The 22,544-nt window shown below is 56.7% G+C and carries 24 protein-coding genes and 1 pseudogene; 18 read left to right on the top strand and 7 right to left on the bottom strand.

Annotated elements, in window-relative coordinates; translation table 11 throughout:
• Nucleotides 1–116 precede the first annotated feature (116 nt).
• The 4 genes from LCY71_RS17520 to LCY71_RS17510 all read left to right on the top strand — a co-directional run bounded on the left by LCY71_RS17520 (nucleotide 117) and on the right by LCY71_RS17510 (nucleotide 3,142).
• Nucleotides 117–1,064 carry an ArdC-like ssDNA-binding domain-containing protein gene (locus LCY71_RS17520; RefSeq protein ID WP_225336218.1) on the top strand — a complete coding sequence of 316 codons (948 nt, stop codon included), beginning with the start codon at nucleotides 117–119 and terminating at the stop codon, nucleotides 1,062–1,064.
• A gap of 386 nt (nucleotides 1,065–1,450) precedes the next feature.
• Nucleotides 1,451–2,017: a hypothetical protein gene (locus tag LCY71_RS17515; RefSeq protein ID WP_225336217.1), complete on the top strand. Its 567-nt coding sequence runs from the start codon at nucleotides 1,451–1,453 to the stop codon at nucleotides 2,015–2,017.
• Between the two features lie 182 nt (nucleotides 2,018–2,199).
• Nucleotides 2,200–2,331: a hypothetical protein gene (locus LCY71_RS21515; RefSeq protein ID WP_263654353.1), complete on the top strand. Its 132-nt coding sequence runs from the start codon at nucleotides 2,200–2,202 to the stop codon at nucleotides 2,329–2,331.
• A 79-nt stretch (nucleotides 2,332–2,410) separates the two neighbouring features.
• Nucleotides 2,411–3,142, top strand: coding sequence for a hypothetical protein (locus LCY71_RS17510; RefSeq protein WP_225336216.1), 732 nt, complete (start codon nucleotides 2,411–2,413; stop codon nucleotides 3,140–3,142).
• A 383-nt stretch (nucleotides 3,143–3,525) separates the two neighbouring features.
• Here the strand turns inward: LCY71_RS17510 and LCY71_RS17505 are convergent.
• Nucleotides 3,526–3,753 (bottom strand): annotated as a pseudogene (locus LCY71_RS17505) (site-specific integrase); the annotation flags it as partial.
• Between the two features lie 488 nt (nucleotides 3,754–4,241).
• Between LCY71_RS17505 and LCY71_RS17500 the strand changes: the two are divergent.
• On the top strand, nucleotides 4,242–4,529 hold the full coding sequence (locus LCY71_RS17500) for an amphi-Trp domain-containing protein (protein WP_225336215.1): 288 nt from the start codon (nucleotides 4,242–4,244) through the stop codon (nucleotides 4,527–4,529).
• Entirely contained in the window at nucleotides 4,474–4,938 is a 465-nt protein-coding gene (locus LCY71_RS21740; RefSeq protein WP_225336214.1) for a universal stress protein, read from the top strand. Before LCY71_RS17500 ends, LCY71_RS21740 begins: the two co-directional genes overlap by 56 nt.
• A gap of 17 nt (nucleotides 4,939–4,955) precedes the next feature.
• Here LCY71_RS21740 and LCY71_RS17490 read toward each other — a convergent pair whose 3' ends face one another.
• Nucleotides 4,956–5,585, bottom strand: a complete 630-nt coding sequence (locus LCY71_RS17490) for a class I SAM-dependent methyltransferase (RefSeq protein ID WP_225336213.1) — start codon at nucleotides 5,583–5,585, stop codon at nucleotides 4,956–4,958.
• A gap of 90 nt (nucleotides 5,586–5,675) precedes the next feature.
• Between LCY71_RS17490 and LCY71_RS17485 the strand changes: the two genes are divergently transcribed.
• Nucleotides 5,676–6,680 (top strand): pyridoxal phosphate-dependent aminotransferase, encoded by a 1,005-nt coding sequence (locus LCY71_RS17485; protein ID WP_225336212.1) that lies wholly within the window; start codon nucleotides 5,676–5,678, stop codon nucleotides 6,678–6,680.
• A 309-nt stretch (nucleotides 6,681–6,989) separates the two neighbouring features.
• On the top strand, nucleotides 6,990–7,475 hold the full coding sequence (locus LCY71_RS17480; RefSeq protein ID WP_225336211.1) for a DUF6789 family protein: 486 nt from the start codon (nucleotides 6,990–6,992) through the stop codon (nucleotides 7,473–7,475).
• 62 nt (nucleotides 7,476–7,537) lie between these two features.
• Here the strand turns inward: LCY71_RS17480 and LCY71_RS17475 are convergent, their stop codons facing one another.
• A complete protein-coding gene (locus LCY71_RS17475) occupies nucleotides 7,538–8,068 on the bottom strand; it encodes a methyltransferase family protein (RefSeq protein ID WP_225336210.1) in 531 nt (176 codons plus the stop codon).
• A 184-nt stretch (nucleotides 8,069–8,252) separates the two neighbouring features.
• Here LCY71_RS17475 and LCY71_RS17470 point away from each other — a divergent pair, with 184 nt between their 5' ends.
• From LCY71_RS17470 to LCY71_RS17445, 6 genes are all read left to right on the top strand, one after another.
• Nucleotides 8,253–8,474: a hypothetical protein gene (locus LCY71_RS17470; protein WP_225336209.1), complete on the top strand. Its 222-nt coding sequence runs from the start codon at nucleotides 8,253–8,255 to the stop codon at nucleotides 8,472–8,474.
• Nucleotides 8,475–8,716: 242 nt separating this feature from the next.
• Nucleotides 8,717–9,571, top strand: coding sequence for a coenzyme F420-0:L-glutamate ligase (locus LCY71_RS17465; RefSeq protein ID WP_225336208.1), 855 nt, complete (start codon nucleotides 8,717–8,719; stop codon nucleotides 9,569–9,571).
• 143 nt (nucleotides 9,572–9,714) lie between these two features.
• The gene (locus tag LCY71_RS17460; RefSeq protein WP_225336207.1) at nucleotides 9,715–10,386 is read left to right on the top strand and encodes a peroxiredoxin; all 672 of its coding nucleotides are present in this window, start codon (nucleotides 9,715–9,717) and stop codon (nucleotides 10,384–10,386) included.
• A gap of 341 nt (nucleotides 10,387–10,727) precedes the next feature.
• Nucleotides 10,728–12,152 carry a cytochrome ubiquinol oxidase subunit I gene (locus tag LCY71_RS17455; protein ID WP_225336206.1) on the top strand — a complete coding sequence of 475 codons (1,425 nt, stop codon included), beginning with the start codon at nucleotides 10,728–10,730 and terminating at the stop codon, nucleotides 12,150–12,152.
• Complete coding sequence (locus LCY71_RS17450; protein ID WP_225336205.1) at nucleotides 12,145–13,146, top strand: cytochrome d ubiquinol oxidase subunit II; 1,002 nt, start codon at nucleotides 12,145–12,147, stop codon at nucleotides 13,144–13,146. Before LCY71_RS17455 ends, LCY71_RS17450 begins: the two co-directional genes overlap by 8 nt.
• Nucleotides 13,146–13,457, top strand: coding sequence for a Rab5-interacting family protein (locus LCY71_RS17445; RefSeq protein WP_225336204.1), 312 nt, complete (start codon nucleotides 13,146–13,148; stop codon nucleotides 13,455–13,457). Before LCY71_RS17450 ends, LCY71_RS17445 begins: the two co-directional genes overlap by 1 nt.
• Before the next feature lie 37 nt (nucleotides 13,458–13,494).
• Here the strand turns inward: LCY71_RS17445 and LCY71_RS21905 are convergent, their stop codons facing one another.
• From LCY71_RS21905 to LCY71_RS17435, 3 genes are all read right to left on the bottom strand, one after another.
• Nucleotides 13,495–13,674, bottom strand: a complete 180-nt coding sequence (locus LCY71_RS21905) for a DUF8073 family membrane protein (protein ID WP_505706971.1) — start codon at nucleotides 13,672–13,674, stop codon at nucleotides 13,495–13,497.
• A gap of 183 nt (nucleotides 13,675–13,857) precedes the next feature.
• The gene (locus LCY71_RS17440; RefSeq protein WP_225336203.1) at nucleotides 13,858–14,589 is read right to left on the bottom strand and encodes a ZIP family metal transporter; all 732 of its coding nucleotides are present in this window, start codon (nucleotides 14,587–14,589) and stop codon (nucleotides 13,858–13,860) included.
• 243 nt (nucleotides 14,590–14,832) lie between these two features.
• Nucleotides 14,833–15,606, bottom strand: coding sequence for a ZIP family metal transporter (locus LCY71_RS17435; RefSeq protein WP_225336286.1), 774 nt, complete (start codon nucleotides 15,604–15,606; stop codon nucleotides 14,833–14,835).
• Nucleotides 15,607–15,892: 286 nt separating this feature from the next.
• Here LCY71_RS17435 and LCY71_RS17430 point away from each other — a divergent pair, with 286 nt between their 5' ends.
• On the top strand, nucleotides 15,893–16,468 hold the full coding sequence (locus tag LCY71_RS17430) for a carboxymuconolactone decarboxylase family protein (protein WP_225336202.1): 576 nt from the start codon (nucleotides 15,893–15,895) through the stop codon (nucleotides 16,466–16,468).
• A gap of 124 nt (nucleotides 16,469–16,592) precedes the next feature.
• Nucleotides 16,593–18,269 carry a transposase gene (locus LCY71_RS17425; protein WP_225336201.1) on the top strand — a complete coding sequence of 559 codons (1,677 nt, stop codon included), beginning with the start codon at nucleotides 16,593–16,595 and terminating at the stop codon, nucleotides 18,267–18,269.
• A 392-nt stretch (nucleotides 18,270–18,661) separates the two neighbouring features.
• Here LCY71_RS17425 and LCY71_RS17420 read toward each other — a convergent pair whose 3' ends face one another.
• A complete protein-coding gene (locus tag LCY71_RS17420; RefSeq protein ID WP_225336200.1) occupies nucleotides 18,662–20,338 on the bottom strand; it encodes a transposase in 1,677 nt (558 codons plus the stop codon).
• 125 nt (nucleotides 20,339–20,463) lie between these two features.
• Between LCY71_RS17420 and LCY71_RS17415 the strand changes: the two genes are divergently transcribed.
• Both LCY71_RS17415 and LCY71_RS17410 read left to right on the top strand, forming a co-directional pair.
• Nucleotides 20,464–21,222, top strand: coding sequence for a hypothetical protein (locus tag LCY71_RS17415; protein ID WP_225336199.1), 759 nt, complete (start codon nucleotides 20,464–20,466; stop codon nucleotides 21,220–21,222).
• Between the two features lie 259 nt (nucleotides 21,223–21,481).
• The gene (locus LCY71_RS17410) at nucleotides 21,482–21,976 is read left to right on the top strand and encodes a Fic/DOC family N-terminal domain-containing protein (protein WP_225336198.1); all 495 of its coding nucleotides are present in this window, start codon (nucleotides 21,482–21,484) and stop codon (nucleotides 21,974–21,976) included.
• Nucleotides 21,977–22,544 lie beyond the last annotated feature (568 nt).

The following is a 22,544-nucleotide window of genomic DNA, read 5'->3' as shown; positions in this document are numbered from 1 at the left end:
GAGCAAAGTGTCCACTTCCCACCGGCGTCCCACGCGTTCTGTTTTTTGAACGCCTCTGAGGGGCGCGGCGCGGTCTGAACAGACGTAGTCGCGGTGAACTCAATTCGGTGTATACGATGTCTACGATCAGTGACTCGTCGGTCTCCTTCGAGCAGACCGACACGCGATCCGAGGAGATGCACAGCACAATCGAACAGTGGATCGACGAGCTCGTCGCCGGCGTCGACGACGCACAGGCCAGTGACGAGTTCCAAGAATGGCTCGACGTCCAGAGTCGGTTCCACGACTATTCGTATCGGAACACGCTCCTGATCAAGTGCCAGTGTCCCGAGGCAACGAAGGTCGCCGGCTATCGGACGTGGCAAGAGGAGTTTGACCGCCACGTCCAGGAAGGCGAGTCGGCCATCTGGATCTGGGCGCCGATCATCACTAAGCAGTGCCCGGAGTGCGAGAATTCCCCGAGCTACCACGAGGAGAGTGACTGTGAGTACGATGAGACGCCGCCCGAAGAGTGGTCGAAAGGCCTCGTCGGGTTCAAACCCGCGCCAGTGTTCGACGTTTCCCAGACCGAGGGCGAACCACTCCCGGATCTTGACCGGGAAGCGACCGGTGATTCTGACGATCTCGTCCCACGGCTCATTGACGCCGCTGACGAGCTGGACGTGACCGTTCGTATTGTCCCCCAGGAGGAATGGACTCACGGCGCCGCCAGAGGCGTCTGTGAGCAGCTCAGTCTCATTGACGCCCAGCCAATCGTGGAAGTCCGCGACCGAGCGAACGAGGCCGACCTCGCCCGGACGCTCATCCACGAATACGCACATGCCCTGTTGCACTTCGACGTCGACGACGACACCGAGCGGTCGAAACGCGAAGTCGAGGCTGAAGCCGTTGCGTACGTCGTCGGTCGGTACTGCGGGCTCGACACTAGTGGATCGGCGTTCTACCTGGCTGCGTGGGAGTCGGACGATCCGGAAATCGTTCGTGATCGACTCGACAGGATCAGCCGGACGGTCCGGGAACTCATTGAGGTTCTCGAGGGCGAGGGCGATACCTCCATAGCTTAACCAACACCAGGATACGATACTCGCTTCTATTGGTTAAGCATAGAGGCGAACTTTCCTTTTCACCTGCCTGCTCCTCCGCTCGCGATAGTTTATCTGCCCTCAATGGGCGAAGGGCGCAGTATACAGCGCACTTCTGATTACTGATGTCGACAGAACATTCCACTCGTGATAGTACAGAGACGGTCAACCAGTTCCCCGACGAGATCGACAGCTGTCCTGTCTGTGGTGACGCACTCGAACGGCGCAGTCAGGAGTCGTCGCCGAATCGCCAGACGATCTACTTCGGGTGTTCGGCATGTCGGGTTGGGACGGTCGCGATACTCGACCAGGAGGGGCCGCTCTCCGATCGGTCCCGTGATCGCCTCGAGCGAGCCCAGAGTCGGGCCATGACCGGACTCACTGCGCATCGGGTTGCCGCGTTCATCACGGATACCTTTCCAAACGGCCGCTATACGATCCAGCGGACCGACGAGCATCAGTTCACGATTGCGCTCCCTGAGACAGCTTCCCCCTGGGACGTCCTTCGGTTGGTGGAGCCCCTCTCAGTTGGCCCCCTGTCCGCTGTTCGTCACGACGGCGACGTCTTGGTCAGTGACACTCGCTGGTCGTCCGTCGACGTCGAGAACGAGCCTGATGCGGTTACTGATGGTGGAGTAGTTCCAGCGACAGTCGACAACGAGCACTCATCCGGTGAAGCGGGGAACCTCTTTACAGTCACGAGTGACGACGAGCCCAGGACAGAACGAGCAAAGACAGAGGACATGGACGTCTCGTTGCTCGAAAAGGGTGGCATCTACGAGGTTCACTCCGCGTCGGATAGCTACTATGACGTCGACGTAGTGTCGGGCGAGTGTTCCTGCCCCGATACCGCTGATCGGTGCAAGCATCTCCGGCGCGTCGATCTGGAGATCAAGGGTGGCCTCGTTCCCCGTCCCGACGGTCGGCTTCCCTAAGTACGAACAGGCGGCGACCACGCGACAGCACTCGGCTGATCACACCGTGTTTCTCGTGAATTGTCCGAACACTATCACTATTCGTGACGGTTTTTGGCTTCCTCGATAGGTGGAGGAGCAGTGCTTCTCCGGTGACTACCATGACCCAAAGACTTACCAACGAATACCGTCTACGAGTAGGTATGCAACGGCAGTCTGAGTCGGATGGGAACCAGACGCGTTCCCTTCCGGACGGCGCTCACGAGGAGATGAGCACTGCGGAGTTCTACGAGCAGATCGGCGACGAGCTCGAACGCGCCCTCGCCTCTGAGTAATCCGGCTTAGCATCTGGTGTTTCTCCCACGTATTCAGAAGTCCAAATCCTTTTGAGCGTTTCCTGTGCGTATGTAGGCGATGACATATACTCCGTCAGTATCTTCAGTCTATAACCGATATACTGACGATACATACCGTAATAACTCGCTCAAAGGGTGCGGACGAGACGCATTCTTCGGTGCAATCTATATTCTTCGCAAAGAATACGAGATTCTTGAGGCGAATTTCAAACAAGTCAGTACCGCCGCGACTGACCACTATTACTACATGGTCCCATCAGGCAAAGTTAATCAACCACGATTCCATGCGCAAATGCTTCTTTCGCGGTACTTGTCTGCCATCTACAGAACAATTGAAGTAATGAAGGTTTGCCTCGCAACCGCAGTACAATCATCCCCTACTGATGTTTTTCTCCATCCACCAATGAGTCCGGCATTGTCTCGGTGGGATAACTCCACCCAGACCGGAAAGCAACCGTGGAATCAGGCATGTGATGAAGTGATGACGCGATTCACCTATCTCCGTGGGATACGGAATGCCGCCGTTCACGCGTCTCTCAAGGGATTCACACTAGATTATGATGACACGAACGACACGGTACTGATCTCGATCAACCCAAACCAGCTTGATCAAGACCAGGCTCTCCAAGGATACGACCCGCAACACCAGTCAGCGACGTACTCCTTCACAGATACGTATCTGCGATTCGAAACCGATACAGATGAAGCCCTTCACCCAGTCGATAACATCTTTGAGTACCACAACGCCATCATCGAACCATTCATCCAAAAGTTCGCAACCGAGCTCTAACTCCATAGAAAAGGATCGACACTAGTAGAAGAGCTCGACACTATATAACGACTATCCCCATCAGTGCTAAGCAGTTCTTCAGGGCACGGTTCTTTTAGGTGGTTCTCTCCGCCTACAGCGAGAGTCTTCTCGATCGTCGGCTCATGTGGGCGTCCCTGTGGTGTCACTGACCCCTTCGGGATAGGAATTTCTTCCTCGCTAGTGTCCGAAGGATGGTCAGCTATTCCATCGAGGCTAAAGAAAGCAGGGGCATCCAGCACCGGTGTCAGAAAGGGCCTCCCGCCGACAGAATGGATTTCTGTGAAGCCGCTAATCCTATCAACTCAAATCCAACCTAGTTGTTGTGGGCACCCCCTCGCGGAGATATTGCGGTAATTGGTTTATACCGTATTCTGCTTGAGTCCTCTATCTCCAGCTGAAATGCCGAGCGTACTCCCGAGATACTCGTTCATTGAGATCGTTGACGATCGGCACTCGGTCGACGTCGTCGGGGGATGACCCCGGCCCAGTTGTCGTCACCACGGTCGCTGGCGGCCCACTCGGAGAACCGCTCGAGTTTACCCGATGCGTCGATAGTTCCCGTCGTTGCCACCGCGGCCTTTCCCCTCGTTCTAGGGGGAGCGCTCGAAGGTCGTTGAGCGACAGCACTCAGTCAGCTAATGACCAACCCTCAACAGTACTGCGAGGGCAGTCTCGACGTCTCTACCCTATAGGAAGTGCTGTCGTGAGGCAGTTGCAGCATTCGTGCTTCCCCGATGGCGCCGGGACGTATCAAAGTGGTCGTGATTACCGAGATAATCACGACCATCAAAGTTAGGGTCGGTATACCCTGTATCCCTGCGGTAGAACGGTTCTACTGGCCATTAACTAGCACCGACCCCATGTATAAATCCCATTATGCTATATTAACTTGTGAAGATGAGAAGTTGAGACTGAGGCTCTCAATGCATACGCGTTGAGACTGTTGGTTGGTAAGAAAACTGAAACGCCTCATCAACCTGGCTTATGCAGCGTATCTCTGATCTGGCACCGGTGAGCGATTCCTCCGAATAGAGAATGTCCCCTTTCGTTTATCGGGACTTCCCGCGTATCCGTACGTATGGGAGAACTCGAAACAGAAGCCGAGAAAACGCGGTCCGAAATTGTATCGTACCTCCGCAAACTCGCCGAGCAACTCGACGGCGACGACGCTGTGACGCTCGAACTCGGTGGGCAGCAGGTTCAGTTGGACCCGACGAACCCGGTGACGTTCAAACTGGAAGGGGAGTCGGACTGGTCTGAAGGAGATACCGAGTCAAAACAGAGTATCGAGTTCGAGCTCGTCTGGTGGCGTGAGGCCCAAACGGCAGAAGAAGGGGCGTTGGATATCACTACCGAGGGTCAGTAACGCCCATTCTTCCCTCAGTCCATCCTATGTACGACCAGATCCTCTTTCCCACAGACGGGAGCGAGCCAGCAGGGTCGATCCTCGACTACGCCTCCAGATAGCCGCCGAACACGAGGCAACGATCGACGTCCTCAATGTCGTAGACACCAGCCACGACAGCCTTAGCGGAATGCAAGACGATGTGGATGACGCTCTAGAGCAGGAAGGGACGAATAGCGTGAAGGAAGCAGCCCAGCGCGCGACAGAACGTGGCAATACTGTGGTCTCGGAGGTACTCCATGGTGACCCCTACGAGGCGATTGTCGAGTATAGTACGCAGTCAGGCATCGATTTGATCGTGATACCGACCCACGGACAGCGTGGATTGCAACAGTCCCTTATGGAAACTTCGAGGACGAATACACACTGAGTGGAGACCGACCGCCGCTACCGACTAGCCTTGATCCCGACGAACGACCCATCGCCATAGCCCTCTTCGATCGGCTCGATGCCGTCTACCTCATCGAGCCAGTGATAGATCGTTTGTACGAACTCGAAGTCAGTGAATCCGGCCGCTTCGAGCGCCTTGAGGAGTTCTTCGGTCGAGACGAATGTCGCCTCCCTATAGAAGGGATTCTGCTCTTTCTTTTCTTGGTAGATCCGACCGACAGGGCTGTCCTTGTCGATGTAGCCGATCACGAGATCCCCTGACTGCGAGAGGATTCGATCGGCTTCGGCCAACGTTCTGGGAATGTCGTCGACAAAGCAAATCGTCGTCACGATCAGCGCGGTATCGAAGGTGTCGTCCTGGAAAGGGAGATGCTCGGCAACACCTCTGACCACGTTGACTCCTCGCTCGCGAGCATGTTCGAGCATCGCTTCGGCCGGGTCGATCCCGACGTCGATTCCCAGCGGGGCGGCGAACCGCGCGCTCCCGACGCCGATCTCGATTCCGCGCCCGGTCGCTGGCACGAGCCGATCCAAAGCAGCCAGTTCGGACTGGTAGGCATCGTCGTGTTCCTCGAACCACCCTTCGTATCGGTCGGTATGGGTCTCGAACGGTTCTGATTTCGGCATACTCGAACGTAGACTGCGTGGCACTACCAACGTTGGGTATGGAGTTCGGAGCCGAGAAAGCTTGTTACGGACACATCCCGTCGTTCTCGTATGACAGACTCAACGACGGAGAAAGGCGGCGCTGACTTCGACGGCGTCAAACTCCTGCTGTGTGAGAACCCTTTGCCCCCGATCGACGAGGCGATCGAAGCCGCTGCGGACGAACTGCCGAGAAGTAATCACTATACAGAGCCGTACTCTGAACCGTTACGCGAGTTGCTTGGAGACCGTCTCGGCGTCCCGACCGAACACATTCACGTCAACGCTGGATCCGAGCTCATTCTCCGCCAGCTATTCGATCGATTTGGTCAGCACGTCCACCTTCTGACACCGACGTACCCGCTATTCACGGAAATCGCCGAACAGTACACCGAAACCCGGCTTCGACCAGACGAAGACTTTCAGTACGACCTTCAGGAACTGGAGTTTCCCAACGAGACGACGCTCGCAGTTATCGTCAATCCGAACAATCCGAACGGAGGCGCGTTTGACATGAGTCCGCTTCCGGATCTCCTCGAAACCAACCCTGAAACCCGGTTTCTAGTCGACGAGGCGTTCGTCGATTTCGTCGGCGAATCAGTCGCTCCTCTCGTCCCCGAGTACGACAATCTGTTCGTGACCCAGACGTTGTCGAAAGCCCACAGCCTCGCTGGCTTTCGCATTGGCTATGCGGTTCTTCCCGCCTCCGTCACCGAAGACCTGAACACAAACAACGATGCTTATCCGCTCGCACGGCCGAGCCAGGCTGCCGCGATCGCGACGCTTCAGCACGAGGCGAAGATTCGGAAGCGAATCGAACGACTCCGGTCGTGGACGACTCAACTGGCCACGGAACTCGAATCGCTTGGCGTCAGAACGTTCACAACTGAGACGTACTTTTTCCTCGCGGATTTCAGCCCGCACGATGCAACCGACGTCGCTACACAACTACGAGAGCGGAACATCTTCGTGAAACCGCTCGAAGACAGCCAGCTCGGTCCTGGATACATGCGAGTGACGACGGCCAGGCCCGAGGACAACGATCGAGTCGTCGCCGCACTCGAAGAGATTCTGTAGCCGCGTTACTGCGAGTAACCGCACAGGTTCGTGATTGAGCGAAGCCCGACAAAGCGTGGGACCTCGCGACGGTACGCTTCGTATTCATCACCGAACTGTTCTTCCAGCCACAGTTCCTCGGCTACTGACGGTTGTGCTAACGGTAGTTGTTAGTACGAGTTCTTTATTCATACATTCCTGAAACTGGAATGGCTGAATCGCTAAGTCGGATTTCGAATTAAGTGGACTGTATCTCCGTAAGAGAAGCACGCCCGTCACCTGAATCAGATACAGGCATACGTTTAACCTGCATACCGACGAAGAGTACGTATGGAGCCAGTCAGAAGTGCCCTCGGTGGCGGTGTCGCCGCTACGATTGCCTTAACGGTATTTCTTCTGGCTCTTGACGTATTTCTACAGGGAACAAATCTATTTGTCTTCGCCACCTTCACCAGTCTGTGTGCAGTCGGCGGACCCCCATACTGTGAAGCGGGCAGCACAACAGCAGCAGCAATTACATTCTTCTGGTTTCTTGCCCTCTACGTTATCGCATGGCCGCTTCTATTCGCTGGATTCACGTGGGGACTCCCCGGAGAATCGGGCTTTGCTCACGGTGTAGTTTACGGGCTAATTCTCTGGTCAGGTTATGGTATCACCGTCATCTACGAGATGGGACTTGGAGGCGAAACACTCGCCGAGAACCTCCCGATGTTGGTCATCACGGTAGTCGCGTACCTCATCTATGGACTCGTTCTCGGCGGAGGATATGACCATCTCGCGGGCCATCGAACGTTCTTGAGTCAAGAAACAACATAGGACGGGCCATATACGGTCCTCTCGAAAAACCTGCGATTCCTAACAGTGATTGACATTATGACTTAATTACTCTCTGAGGGATTTTGATAATACTGTTTAGTCCAGATGTACGGAACGGCTGTTCCATCCCTTTCTTTTAATAGTGGAATCGTTCCGGCACCTACTACTATCCAAGCAAATACTGGCAGGGTGCCGACGACCAGGTAGCTCGAGTTCACGGCGAACAGTACTCCGACGAGAACTGCGGACAGTCCAACGAGTTGTGGGTTGCGCGTATACTGGTACGGACCGTCGGTCTGAAGCTCCCCTTCGAGACCGACGGTCGTGTGTATCTGAAGTGTTCGCCCAGCCCAGCCGGCAAAGGCCGCTCCTGTCACGATGAGCAGGCCTCCTATCCAGGTCCAGAGGCGACCCGTAAACACGAAATTCCCGGCGTCGGCGTATCCGACGGTGGCGAGAGCGACGGCCGTGATTGCCACGTTGCCCCAATAGTACCAGAACGTCCAAGAGATGTCGCCGGGCGGCCATATGCGGTGCGACGGGCGGACGATACTCACGATGAGGGCCGCGATGACCGCACCCTCGGCTCCCAAGAGCAAGTACGAGCGGCCCTGCGAGTGTTAATTGCTGAGACATCTCTCCAGAGTCTTGTACATCATATCGTCCGCAACTCCCCTCAGAATGACGGTCTTGGTATCGCTGAATTAAATACCACCCTCGTTCAGTGAAGCTGACAGGAAGCACTTATTGCAAACCGTGACGTATAATACAGTTGCTATGGACCCGGAAGACCTTCAGTCGATGCTCAAGGAGAATGGAGAACTCATGGTAAAAGTCGCTGAGTTCGATGAAACCATCGAACTTCACCTTCACGACACAGAAATCGGTGACGAAACTGTGCATCTCGAACTTACCGATGGGACCCTAGAGTTCGATATCGACGCCGTCTCAGGGGCGTGGCAGCACACTCACTCCCTCGAGGATCTCGGGCTCGAATAGTCACGCCGCGTTCGACACCTACTTTCTTGCCTCAGTACGCTACTGCGGTGATGAATGGCTTCAATCCCGCAGTTCGAGACTTTGTTACACGCGAGGGTATCATAGAAGACTTCCCACACCAAATAGGAACCGCTCAGCACAGCCGGTAGGCTGGGCGGGATACATCTCAAAAAGACCTCATTTATTTCCCTCAATATGCAATAGCCCCGGCGTTGAAGTGTGATAGCTCTAATATTCAAGTGATGCCAGAAGTAACATTCCACGGCCTCGACATCGGGCGAGTTGAGCCGAACGACGACCTCGTCGATCGAATCGTCGAAACGACGGCTGAAGAGTATCCCCTGTCAGACGGCGACGTCGTCGTCGTCACCGCGAAGGTCGTATCGTTCGCCGAGGATCGACTCGTCGAGGCCGATGAGGTCGAAGTTACTGACCGCGATCGGCGAGTGGCAGACATCACTGGCATCGATCCGCGGGAAGTCTCCGTGATCTACGATGAAAGCGAAGTCATCGGTGCGATCCCGATCGCAGAGATCGGCGAAGACCTGCTGTTGGAACACGCTGTCGACCCCGAGGCGGCGCAGGAAGCACTCGAGGAGGTCCCAGCGATGCTCGTGACCGAGCGCAACGGACGACTCTGTACAAACGCGGGTGTCGATTGGTCGAACAGTCCGGGCGGGATGATGACGTTGCTGCCTGAAGATCCCGACGAGAGTGCCCGTTGTCTCCGCGAGGGGATCGAAGAACGGACAGATACAGAATTGGCCGTCGTCGTGGCTGACTCGGAAATCGCTGGCCCAGGTTCGATGGACCTGGCGATCGGGTGTTCGGGAATCGAAGCGATCGATAGCAACTTCGGACAAACAGACCTGTATGATCAGCCGAAGATTGGCGGCGTTGACCTCGTCGCAGACGAGCTCACAGCCGGGTCAGCATTACTGTTCGGACAGGCGGACGAACAGATCCCCGTTACGGTCGTTCGAGGGCTAGAGTATGAAGATGGAGAGGGTGTGCCGAATTCGGGCGGTGTCGTCCGCCGCGGACTTCGCAAGAGTGTACAACTGACGGCCCGCCTGAAGGCCCGTGAATGGTTCTGACAGCAACTCTAGGAGATACACACATCGATAATAAATTGCCATTACGTCTAACTCTTCTCTCAGACTGTCTATCCTGAAATTGTTCCCGTCGTGCAAGAACGCTCAATAGTAATAAGAACGCTCACGCCGATGTTTAACTGACGATGGAATTCGAAGAGACTTCCCGACAACCCGGTCTAGGCGACCGATTCCCCGATCTCACCGTTCAAACCTCTCACGGAGAAGTATCACTTCCGGATGCATACGAGGGCGAGTGGTTCGTCCTGTTCAGCCACCCCGGTGACTTCACTCCTGTCTGTACCACCGAGTTCGTCGCGTTCCAGCAGCGCAGCGACGAGTTCGAAGATCTGGGTGTCAACCTGATCGGGCTCTCGGTCGATCGCGTGCACTCTCACATCAAGTGGATCGAGTGGATCGAAGACGAGCTCGACGTGCAAATCGAGTTCCCCATCATCGCCGACGAGGGGGGCGAGGTGGCGACGCGGCTCGGCATGCTCCATCCCGAGATGGGGTCGAGCACAGTCCGGTCGGTCTACGTCGTCGACCCGGACGGCGTGATTCGGCTCGAACTCCAGTATCCCATGGAGATCGGCCGAAACATCGACGAGATACTCCGGTCGATACGGGCGCTGCAGACTTCTGACGAGAACGATGTTGCCGTCCCAGCTGACTGGCCAAACAACGCGAATTTCGGCGATCAGGTCCTTCTCGAACCGCCTTCCGATGTCGCAACTGCTGAAGAGCGCCTTCAGCGGGCTGACGAAGAAGACTACGACTGTCTGGACTGGTGGTTCTGCCTCAAAGACCTCGATTGACATCCTCTTGCGCCTGAAGACGCAGGACTCCCGATCGGTGGGACAACGGGGACTCGGGTTTCTCGTCGCGATTGCTCGGGCCACCGGGGAGCAACTCCCGGAAGACGATGGGGCAGACAGATCTCCCGACGGAGGGCAATGACGGTAACTCATCACCACGCCGTTGCGATAGTCGCCCAGTTCAGAAGACTGCTCTCGCAGATCTTCTGTGAACGCACCACAACAGCCAATAGATATCCCCCCGTAAAGTGGTGTAAGAGCACTTTCCGAAGGATCGCTTCACGATCCGCACTCATCCTTCCGTCTGGAAACACAGCGGAGGCGGCTATCCGACTCCACCTATGATTGACCCAGTCATCGCAAGCCGACTCCAGTTCGCCGTTACGACCATCGTTCACATCATCTTTCCCGTGATGAGTATGGGGCTTGCCCCGTTTCTCGTCTATTTCACCTGGAAGGATATTCGCACGGGCAAGCCCATCTATGAACAACTCAGACGGTTCTGGACGAAGATCTTCGCGATCTCGTTCGTCGTCGGGACCGTGACGGGCATCGTGCTCGAATTCGAGTTCGGGACGAACTTTGCTGTGTTCTCGACGACCGCCGGGGATCTGTTCGGCGGGCCGCTCGCGTTCGAAGGCATGATGGCGTTTATGCTGGAGGCAACGTTCCTGGGCATCTTCGTGTTCGGCCGCCAGCGGGTCGGCGACGCGCTGTACATGGCCTCGGCGGTTCTGGTCGGTATCGGAACCTGGCTGTCGGCCGTCTGGATCCTGATGGCGAACTCCTGGATGCAGACGCCGCGGGGGTACGAACTGGTCTCGGAGAACGGCCAGCAGCTGGTCACGCTCGTAGACCCACTGGCGGCGTACTTCAATCCGCGATTCTTCTGGATGTACGTTCACATGCAGAACGCCGCCGTCGAGTCGGTGGCGCTCGTTATGGCGGGGGTGGGCGCCTACTACGTCTTCCGCCACCACGTCTGGGGCTATCCGGTCGAACAGGTCGGGTTCTGGGAGACTACGCTCAAGTTCGGTCTCATCGCTCTCATCATCACCGCGCCGCTGCAGGTCATCCACGGCGACCTCTATGCTCGCCACGTCTTCGAGACCCAACCCCAGAAGTTCGCCGCCATGGAGGCCATCTGGGAGACTGACTCCTACGTCCCCGAGTACATCATCGCCTTCCCCACGAGCGTCCAGGATCTGCTCGATCCACGGGCGAAGGACATCTTCGGCATCGGCATCCCGGGTGGGGCCTCCTGGCTCGCCAGCGGTGGCGACCCACAGGCGACGATTCGGGGCCTCGAAGAGTTCGAGGGGCCACAGCCACCGGTTGCGCTCATTTTTTGGTCGTTCCGCATCATGGTCGCCCTCGGCTTCTGGTTCATCCTGCTGGCCTTCTGGGGAGCCTACCGCTGGTGGAGCGGGGAACTCCTCGAGGACGATCTCTTGCACAAGGCGTTGATGGTCTCGACGCCGCTGGGTATTCTCGCCGTCCACCTAGGGTGGATCGTCACCGAGGTCGGGCGTCAGCCTTGGATCATCCAGGACGTCATGAAGACCAGCGAAGGTGTCTCCTCGAATCTCTCCAGCACCGAGGCGACGATCACGTTGGTCGGGTTCGTCTTCGTCTACCTAGTGCTGCTCGTGCTGTACCTCTACGTCGTCGTCCGTCTCGTCCGTGCTGGCCCCCCCAGCGTATCTTCCTCGGCGACACCTGACCGTCCATCTGATAGCTCGACGGAGGCGACCGTCAATGACTAACCCGAACTGGCTCGCCGACGGTCCGCTCTTCGGACTCCCACTTGCGGATATCTGGTTCGGACTGCTGTTTTTCATCTTCGCGATGTTTCTGTTTCTCGATGGCTTCGACTTCGGTGCGGGCCTCCTGTTTGCGACCCGCTCGGATGAACACGAACGCGAGCAGCTCCTGGCCGCTATCGGACCGTTCTGGGACGGCAACGAGGTATGGCTGGTCGTCTTCGGCGGAGCCATGTTCGCCGCGTTCCCGGCAGTGTACGCCAACCTGTTCAGTCGCCACTACTTGCTGATGTTCGCCATCCTCGGTGCACTCATCGTTCGAGGACTGGCACCTGAAATGTACGAACAGCGCGAGGACGACCGCTGGAAGCGCTGGTGGGGGCGAGCGTTCGTCGTCGGGAGCGTCACTGCCCCATTTTTTCTCGGGATGTTCACCGCCAACTGGTTACTCGGGTCGACGACGATCGTGACGCTGCCCGGCATCGTCGTCGGTCTCGCCGTTGTCGCACTCACTGTCGTCGACGGGGTCGCGTTCCTGCGGCTGAAAACCCGCGGCAATCTCCGTGCGGACCTCCAGACGGACGGGTACCGTGCTTTGGGCGCGTATCTCGTCCTCATCGTTCTAGTATTGGGATACATTTACGTACAGATACCGGATCTCAGGTCAGCACTGCTTTCTCCCCTCGTCATGCTACTTGTCGTGTTGACGCTCGTTCTCGCCGCGGTGTACGCCGTGGCCACGTACAGCGACCGCTATTATCTCGCGTTCGGCGCAGGTGCAGGTCTGGTTTTCGCCCTAGTCAGCATCGTCGCTGCCCTCATGTATCCGACAGTCGATCCAGCCGTCGGATTGACCGTCGATTCGGCTGTCGTTTCGACGATACCCCTCAATCTTATGACTGTCGGTGCGGTCCTTCTGCTGCCGCTAGTATTTTTGTATTTCGGGATCCTCTACTCGGCGTTCAGTGGGCCGATCGACGTGGAGGAATCGTACTGATGGACGAAGGTACGCGCACGGACGAGAAACGAGAGATTCCTGAGGACGAAACGATTCCGGGCTCGAAGCAACCGCGCCAGGCCCATTCGATAGCGGGACAGTCACAGCCTCGACTCGGCTCGCGGATTCTGCTCACGTGGCTGGAGTTGACAGTCTTTGGCATCACGGGTGGGATACTCGGTACCACAGTCGGTGGGCCACCAGGATTCATCGTCTATCTCGCCACGTCACTCGCCACCGTCGGGATCATCTTCTACAACGTGAACGAACTGGTTAAAGGCTGGATGGACGTAACCACGAGTAATCAGTAGACGGATAGTGGTTTCCGACGGGTCGGCAATCCGTTGGTCAGTCTATTTCGGGGGCAAGTTCGTTACTCCATTGTCGATAGAGTGCGATGGTAAATACGAGGAGGATAACCGCAATAGCGAAGTAGCGGAGTACGGATCCGACTGGCTCTCTCAGGTATACTCGCAGAATCCCGGTTCCGACGAGGAGTCCAATAACGAGAAGCGACAGAACTAGCATGGCTGTCGGCGTATCGAATTGGGTTCTGTTACTCATTGGTCACATTGTCACGAACGAGATGACGGAAGCGTCCACTGTTCGTCAATGAGTACCTCATACCGAGATAGACGGGCTAATTCGTGTTGAATCTACCGCACCAACGGGTCACCGAGAGTAATCTCACCACCGTCTTTCGGAATCAATTCACGACGCCCGCGCGAACACGATGAACAACGCCAAGCCGACACCAGCTAGGAGGGCGAGCATCGAATGCTCTTTCTCATAGGACTGGGCCTCCGGGAGCAGATGGGCTGCGGAGACGTAGATCAACACTCCTGAAACGAACCCAAGCATGAGACCCAGATGGCTTTGGCCCAGCCGACTCACCAGCGGGTAGGCGACGAAGGCGCCGATTGGCGTCGTCAATGCGGCAATGAAGAACGCATACGTTGCCGCCGTTCGTTCCGTCACGTCTCCCTTCAGCAAGACAAGATAGGTGATAACCCCCTCGGCGAATTCGTGGACGACCAGCCCGGTTCCGGCTAGCACACCGGTCAGAAGGGAAATCTTGAACGTGATAGTGTAGATTACTCCATCGACAAGCGAGTGAATCCCGATGCCCTCCGCAGCAGTCACCCCGAACGCGAGCGTCTCCTCGCCGGTACGCTGTTTGATCACCCGGTTGGAGAGATACATGAAGAGGAACCCGCCCAGAGCTGTGAAACCTGCGTCAGCGTTGTTCGCGATCGCATTCGGTAGTGCGTTGATCAACGGTGTCGTGATGAGAATTCCCGCAGCAAAGCACATCAGGTAGGGAAGCGATCGTTCGGCCCACTCTCGGTGTTGAAAGATCGCCAGGATGCCTGCGCTGTTCACCACTGCGGCGACGATGGCGAACGCCGCAATCCAGTAGAACTCTCCTGGAAACACTACCATAGTCGATTCCTGCCTTCCTTTGAGAGCCTCGATTGCTCGCTTTCGACTACGGGAAGAACCCTCTGACTCGTCACTTCGGGACACTCCAGCCGTCTCATACTGAGGACTACAACAGTTGCAATACTAAACGTGGTGCTCGTTCGGCTGCCGTCGTCTTGGGTCACGCTGGCATCGAGATTCGACATCCACCGAGATGGAGACGCTGTTTCGTATATTCCTGTTGAGACGCATGATGGAGGAGCGTCAGATTACGAGCGACCACGCGATGGCGACCGCGACGCCGCCGAGAATCGAACTCAGGGCGGCGTGTCGGTGGAGTCGGTCCTGTAACTGGTGAAGGTCGCCGTCGTGGTCCGCGGTGTCGACCGGGCACGTCTCGCTCCCCGTGGTGCACTCGGGGAGCAGGTCGACGGCGACGTGGAGGAACACACCAGCCGCGACACCGAACAGGAGCCCGCGTAGTTCGCTCCCCGGTGAGAAGCCGACGATACCCACCGGGAGGGCAACGAGGCCGACCGCCGCTGCGGGCAACAGGAGGGGCGCGACGGACTGCCCGCGTTCGGCAAGGCGGCGAGCGGCGGCATATCCCGCGGGTGCCTTATGGGAGATCAACGCGATTCCGAGGATGGAGGTGAGCGACGGCATCGCCGTGTAGATCGCACCGATGATGGCCCCAGCCGAGAGGGCGTGGACCGTCAGCTCCGTCGCCGTCCGATCGACGGGTAGGTCTAGGTGTGCAAAGCGGTGGCCCACGGTGTGACCGACATACCCGCCGAGGAAGCCGATCGCGATACCCAAGCTACCGAGGCGGCCGTGCTGGCCGAGCGCTTGGGGCACCAGAAAGAGCGCGGCGCTGGTCACCATCGCGCCGCTGGCCAGCCCGTATCCCCAAACGGGCTCTAACGGGTGGCTGCTCCGTACTGCACGTGCTCCAAGCGGCGCGCCGATGGCCATTGCCGCAAACGCCGTCCAGGATATCGCCACGAGTTTCCAGTTGACACCGGCGATCGTCGCCACTATTGACAGGACGATCAACGCCACTAGTCCGACCGCCCCGACGATTCGTTCCTGATCGGTCGCTGTCCGATTCGTCACTCCTGAGTGCAAGTTTCCCCTGACCACTATTGTACACTAATAACTATACTATGAGTCTTAATAAATATTCCGTGCGTACCTCGAATCGGGAACGAATCGGCAGTGCCAACTCACCAAAAACTGCCGTACTACAACAGATTTAGTCAGTATAGCTGGTACCACTCGCTCACACCGAAATCAACTTCCTTCGGGAAGGCAAGGCCGAGATATGCACGAAACGGACAAATCTACGGACGGGTTCCGGAAAAAGACATTTACGGTGTCGTCGTTTTATGAAAGCGCAATGCGACTCGGCCGTTCGCTCCCGCAACTCGCCCACGCTCGCCGGGGCGACAGGGTCGACGACGCCTTCGCTGAGAAGATTATGCTCTCGACCACGGCGGTCAACGAGTGTCAGTATTGTACACGATTCCACACGTCGTTGGCACGTGAGGCGGGAATAGACCAAGCGACGATCGACCAGATCCTCGAGTCGGACGTCGAGGCGGCCGTCGACGACGCCGAACGGCCTGCGCTCCTGTTCGCCCAGCGCTACGCCGAAGCCGATGGTAATCCCGGCCCCGACGCACGGGCGGCGTTACGGGAAGCCTACGACCCGGAGACGGCCGCGGACATCCGTGCCTTCGTCCACGCGATCTACTTTGGGAACTTACTTGGTAACACCTACGACGCAGCGCGGCTCACGATTTCCAAACGAACACGAGCAACCCGTCGCCGTCTCGACTGGGTGGTTGACGCCGTTGACGGGGTTCTAACACACCTGCGCGAGAAGTGTCCGGTCTAACGGGGTTCGGAACTGGAAGTATATGTGGGCGTACTGAGTATTTTGGGTGAAGAACCAGATCGCTGTTCGGTGCTTCCGATAACTGGGATGAATTTGTGTCGGGTAAATCATCCAGATACAGATAATGTCTTCAGGTCACATATCTCGCCGAACTATCTTTCGCCGGATTGCCCGACACCCGCACATCGAGTGGCCAGCGTACGATTCAACGCCGTTGTACGATCGAACGTCAACGGCAGGGCTGGAAGCAGACGTTCGCACGGTTTCCGAGCAGTGGTTCAGACACGACGCCCACGAGTCGGTTGATGGGTTCGTCTGTTCGGTTCCGTTAACGTATTTCAGATTCGAAGCGCACGACTGCTACGCAGGCTCTACGTCCTACCATATGCAGACGCTGTTTCGCGTATTCCTCCTGAAAGAATGCCACGGCTGGGACCACGAGACCGCGCTCGTCGAGTACCTCAGCCAACACTCCGATCTCTGCGACCGACTCGGCCTGGAGTGGGTGCCAGATCAGTCGACGCTGTGGCGTAGCTGGCATCAGCGTTTCACCGCCGATCTCCGCGACACCGTCGAGACGGCGGCTCGAACAATTCTCGTCAAAGCGCAGAACGCTGAGGTCGCCGTTCCACGTGAACCAGAACGAAGCCTCCCGCTTCGGGGCGACGATACAAATGAATCGGACCCAGATAATCGAGCTATTCTCGGCAAAGCCGAGGCGATTACCGAGCACGCCAGTCGTGTCGCCTTCCCTGCGTTCTCGTTGAATCGTGGAGACAGCTGTGAGATCCACGAGAACGCCTACTGGGACTTACAGACGTATCTGGGGCTTCGTGAGAGGTTGGCCGCTAACGAGGGTGCTCGCAGTTTCGTATATGAATCAACACGGGAGAGAACACCGCTCGGACACACTCATCGCGACCACATCCGTGATCTCTCTATCGTGCAGATCCGCGAGATGTATCGACAGGCGATCCGGAACCTCATCGACGAGGTCGCAGAAACGGAGGAGTTCTTCCGGGCCGGAATCGCCGCCATAGACATCACCGAGGCAGACCCCTTCACGGGCGACCGCACCGGCCACGAGGACGAGATCATCGGGACGAAAGAGAACACCGACGAATACGCCTATCAGTGGGCCACAGTCCAGTTGGTCGGGAACGCTGTTCCACTCGTGCTTGATGCTCGTCCCGTGCGGAAAGGCGAATCACGCAAGGAAATCGTCGAAGATTTGCTCAACTCTGCTGAGGGCCTCGTTCACGTCGACAACGTCTTGATGGATCGGGAGTTCGATAGCCAGCACGTCTTGGAGATGATCAGCCAGCGTGGGCTCTCCTACGTCGTTCCGAAGCGGATGCAGACCAGCGAGAAAGCCCAGGCCAAGCGGTTGCTCCAGCGAGACCAAGATCGCTATGAAACCCATCGGAAGCTCCATCTCGGAAAGAACGAATGGCACGAGACGACGCTCATCTACCGTCGGAAAGAGGACTCCGAGCACGACGACCATCGGCAGTATTCGGTGTTCATGACGAATAGAGGGAGAGGACACCTCACTGAGTATGGCTACAGGTGGGAAATCGAGAGCGGTTACAGATCGATAAAGCGGTTCATGGCTGCAACGACATCGAAGAATTTCGGGCTTCGATTCTTCTACTTCGCGTTCGCGTGTCTCCTGTACTCGATCTGGCGAGCGGTCGATCTGCTCGTCCAAGTCGAGTTGACTGGTGAGTATGAGCACGCACCGATTGTGACGGCGGATAATACGCTGACGCTGCTGAAGAAGGAGACAGGAATCGGATAGTAGGATCCTCGGTCTGGGTCAGCGCAGATTTCTGAGTGGTAACGCTATCGAGAGTCTCGGGAAAACCACGGTCTGGTCGTTAGTGCGACAGGAAGAAGCACACGAGAGAGGATTTGAAGCAGTTCCCGGTCCCTGATTCGTCGGAAACCACGCATCACAGCCCTGCTAAACCCGCTGTAGTTTCAACTTCCAATCTTCACGGAAAGTTGAGACTACAGCGGGTATAGCGGGCCTGTAATGCGTGGTTTCGACCGAATCGACAACCGGAATCTGCTGCAGATCGCTTTCTGAACGACCGTTCCTATCTCGTAGACAACTAATTCATGAGAATTCTGAGACTCCGGATAGTGTCGCCACTCAGACGCCTTCCTACCGTGGGCTGAGTCTTGTTACTATCCAATTCCGGTCTCCTTCTTCACCAGCGTCAGCGTGTTGTCGGCAGTCACAATCGGAGAGTGTTCGTATTCACCGGTCAATTCGACCTGCACGAGCAAATCGACCGCTCGCCAGATCGAGTACAATAGACAGGCGAACGCGAAATAGAAGAATCGTAGTCCAAAATCCTTCGAGGTCGTCGCGCCCATGAATCGTTTGATCGATTTGTAGCCACTCTCAATCTCCCATCTGTATCCGTATTCCGAGAGAAGGCCACTCTTCCGATTCGTCATAAACACCGAGTACTGCCGGTGATCAGAGTATTCCGAGTTTTCCTTCCGCCGATAGATCAGCGTTGTCGAGTACCATTCGTTATCGCCCAAATGCAGTTTTCGATCAGTCTCGTAGCGGTCCTTCCCCCGCTTGAGAAGACGCTTGGCCTGGGCTTTCTCGCTGGTTTGCATCCGCTTCGGCACGACGTAGGAGAGCCCGCGTTGACTCAGCATCTCTAGGATGTGCTGGCTGTCGAACTCGCGGTCCATCAACACATTATCAACGTGAACAGCCGCCTCTGCCGAATCCAAGAGGTCCTCAACGATTTCCTTGCGCGTATCGCCTTTCCGAACTGGGCGCGCATCGAGAACTATCGGAACAGCGTTCCCGACCAACTGGACCGTCGCCCACTGGTAGGCGTACTCGTCCGTGTTCTCCTTTGTTCCGATAATCTCGTCTTCGTGCCCCTCTCGATCTCCGGTGAACGGGTCGTCCTCGGTAATATCGACGGCGACGATACCAGCTCGGAAGAACTCCTCCGTCTTTGCGACTCGATCCAAGAGGCGACCCACGGCTTGGCGGTACATCTCCCGAATCTGTTCGATGGAAAGGTCGCGTACATGCTCGCGATGGGCGTGGCCGAGTGGTGTCCGCTCTCGATTGGACTCGTGAATGAAGCTCCGAGCGCCCTCATTGACGGCGAGGTTCTCTCGAAGTCCGAGATAGGTCTGGATATCCCAGTAGGCGTTCTCGTGGATTTCACAGCCCTCGCCACGGTCCAGCGAGAACGCTGGGAACGCAACACGGCTAACATTCTCAGTGACGGTCTCGGCCTGCTCTAATACGGTCTGGTCATCGGGGTTCGATTCCGTACTCTTGTCACCGTGTCTGCGGCTCTGTCGTTCTGGCTTACGCGGAACAGAGACACCCGCGTTTTGGGCTTTGATGAGGATCGTTCGCGCTGCTGTCTCGACGGTGTCTTGGAGATCGGCCGTGAACCGATGGTGCCAGCTGCGCCACAGCGTGGACTGTTTCGGGACCGATTCCAGGCCGAGTTGATCACAGAGATCGGGGTGTTGGGTGAGGTATTCGACGAGGGCAGTCTCGTGGTCCCAGCCATGGCATTCTTTCAGCAGGAACAGGCGAAACAGTGTCTCCATCTCGTAGCTCGTTGAGCTTGCGTATCGGTCGTGGGGATCGAACTGGACGTATGCGAGGGGCACTGCGTGGACGAATGGATCAACGCCCTCGTGATCGTCATGCTGGAACCATGTTTCCGCAACAAGACGAACATCCGATTCTACTCCGAGGAGTGATGTGCGATCGAACAGTGGGCTCGACTCGTAGGTGGGCCAGCCGACAAAGGATAGCTGGGCGATCTGCTGGAAGACAGTACGGCGAGACTCACGGGTTGGGGGCACGGAGGGACGGTGGCAACGACACGCTCAAGTATTCATCTAACTGCTCGATACAGAGTGGGGAGGTAACGAGTATCCTATGTCATAGATGGCAAACTATTTCCTAACTGGCTGTTCAAGCCGCGGCTGTGCCCTCCACCACGATCGTTACTCCGGTTCGACGAGACGCATTGCTTGCACTCTTCGCGCTCGTACTTCTTTTGTCCCCTGTGTGGGTTGCCGTGGCGAACATCTCGGGGACTACATACACGTACGAACGCGCAGAAGTAGTCAGTAACGAGGACAGCGGCATCACATATGAGGGAGACCCACCGCTGGAGGACAAGTACATCAGTGCGGATATCGGCTGTTCGGTGCCGCAGGACACGCGAGTGTGTGCCTTCGAGCGATACCTCCTCTCGAATGAGACGATTCCGACTGAGACGTACACGAACAATCCAGCTGCTCCATTCGACGTGGGAATCAATCGGTATCAGTACGTCCAAATCAACGGTTCCGTCTACGATCCCGGATATGTCGGAAACCGCTCGGCACAGCGAGACGACGGCCTCTATCGGCTCGACCTCGCGCTTGAACCGGCATCGGCCACTGACGCGCTTCAGCAGGTCTCGATCGATGTCTCGACCGAGAGTGATGACGTGCCACCAGTCGCAATCCAAGCCGCAAGACAGGGGTCCGCAACATCGGACCAGGAGGTCAAGATCCCACAGACACCGCTCCTCGTCGATGGCGACACGTATTATCGCGTCTATCTTGCCAGCCAAAACGAGCCAGGCCAAATGGAGTCAGTACTTGGGAGTGGCCTCTCGATCGCCGGGCCACTCGTCGGGCTCTACGTCGGCTTCCGGCTCTTCCGCCGTATCGAGATCAGATACGTCGGTGAGTAGAGATCGTCGGTGTGACTCAGGTATGTACCAACCCGATTCGGTGGCTTCACCATGCGTCTAACTCACTGAAAAGGACTGCTCAATACGCACGCACACTGAGCAGGTGTTCCCCCCGCAAAACCAGCGAAGAAAAAATATGTGTCTCCAAGCCTGTCCCAGAGATCCTGCGTAGTTGTAACAGCGCAATCAGCCAGACTGTTATTTTGATTTAGTACCGAAAATACCAATAGTGGCGGGCGTATTCGTAGGGATACCACTAATGGAGCGAGATGACTTCGACGAGGCAGCGCCCGGTGAAATCGTTCCCACGACGACACCGAAGGGGACGTATTCGGCGTTCCGGCCTGACCCGCTTCCCCCCTCAATCACTACTGAACAACTCATTACCCCGCTGGCGGAGGCAACACAGGCACTTGGTCGGCTCCATGGCATTGGTCCACGTGTCGGCTCGAGAGAGATCCTGATCGAGCCGTTCATCCGAAAAGAAGCGCTGGAATCATCACAGATTGAGGGGACACATGCCACTCTCTCGGATATCTACGCGTACGAAGCCGGACAAGAAGCCCTGATCGACGAAGACAGGCAACAGGGGACCCAAGAAGTCGTGAACTATCTGCACGCGTTGACGCACGGATTGGATGCGATCACAGCTGGCGATCCTATTACCGTCGAATTGCTTTGCGAAATGCACGACCGGTTGCTTTCGGGGGTCCGTGGGAATGAGGCTGACCCGGCTCTGTTGAAACCCTATTAGTTCGACACCTTTCCGCTGAAACAGCCGTTAGGTAGGATTGCGTGCTGACCGCTCAGAGTGATCGATCATTGTTGTAGATGAGGCAGGAAATAGTGGCTCTGTTGAAGCTATCCGACCATCATTATACTGCTGTCTGATTGAACTTTGCTCGTTCGATCAGTTCATTAGAGAGAGACGGTCATTTCGGCGTCTGAACACCGCTATGATCTGTTTCCACAGTGTACCAAGGATGGCCGCCAGCGTACCGAGTGTGAGGGCCGACCCAGCTCCAATAAGAAGCCCGTAGCCGAACTTTTCTAACTGCGACGGGGGCTGACCTGTATAGGCAATCCCAATAACGGACACAGCCCCGAATAGCAGACCGAATGGAATCGCATATGAATATAATACACTATACCCCCAAGCAGTCGGTAATGCTGCCACGACGATAATTATAGCACTGAGGCTCCACAGACCGTATACGGCCAATATATCGAGTACTGGGCCACTCCCATCTATGAGTTGCGCGTATCGAACGAATCCGGCCCCAAACATCGTACTTCCGAGGATAACACCCAGAAGTTTCCGA

Origin of the sequence: Halomicrobium urmianum, assembly GCF_020217425.1 — an archaeon.
GTDB classification, from domain to species: Archaea; Halobacteriota; Halobacteria; order Halobacteriales; family Haloarculaceae; genus Halomicrobium; species Halomicrobium urmianum.
Note: the sequence above shows the minus strand (reverse complement) of the source record. Positions and strands in the feature narration are given on the sequence as shown.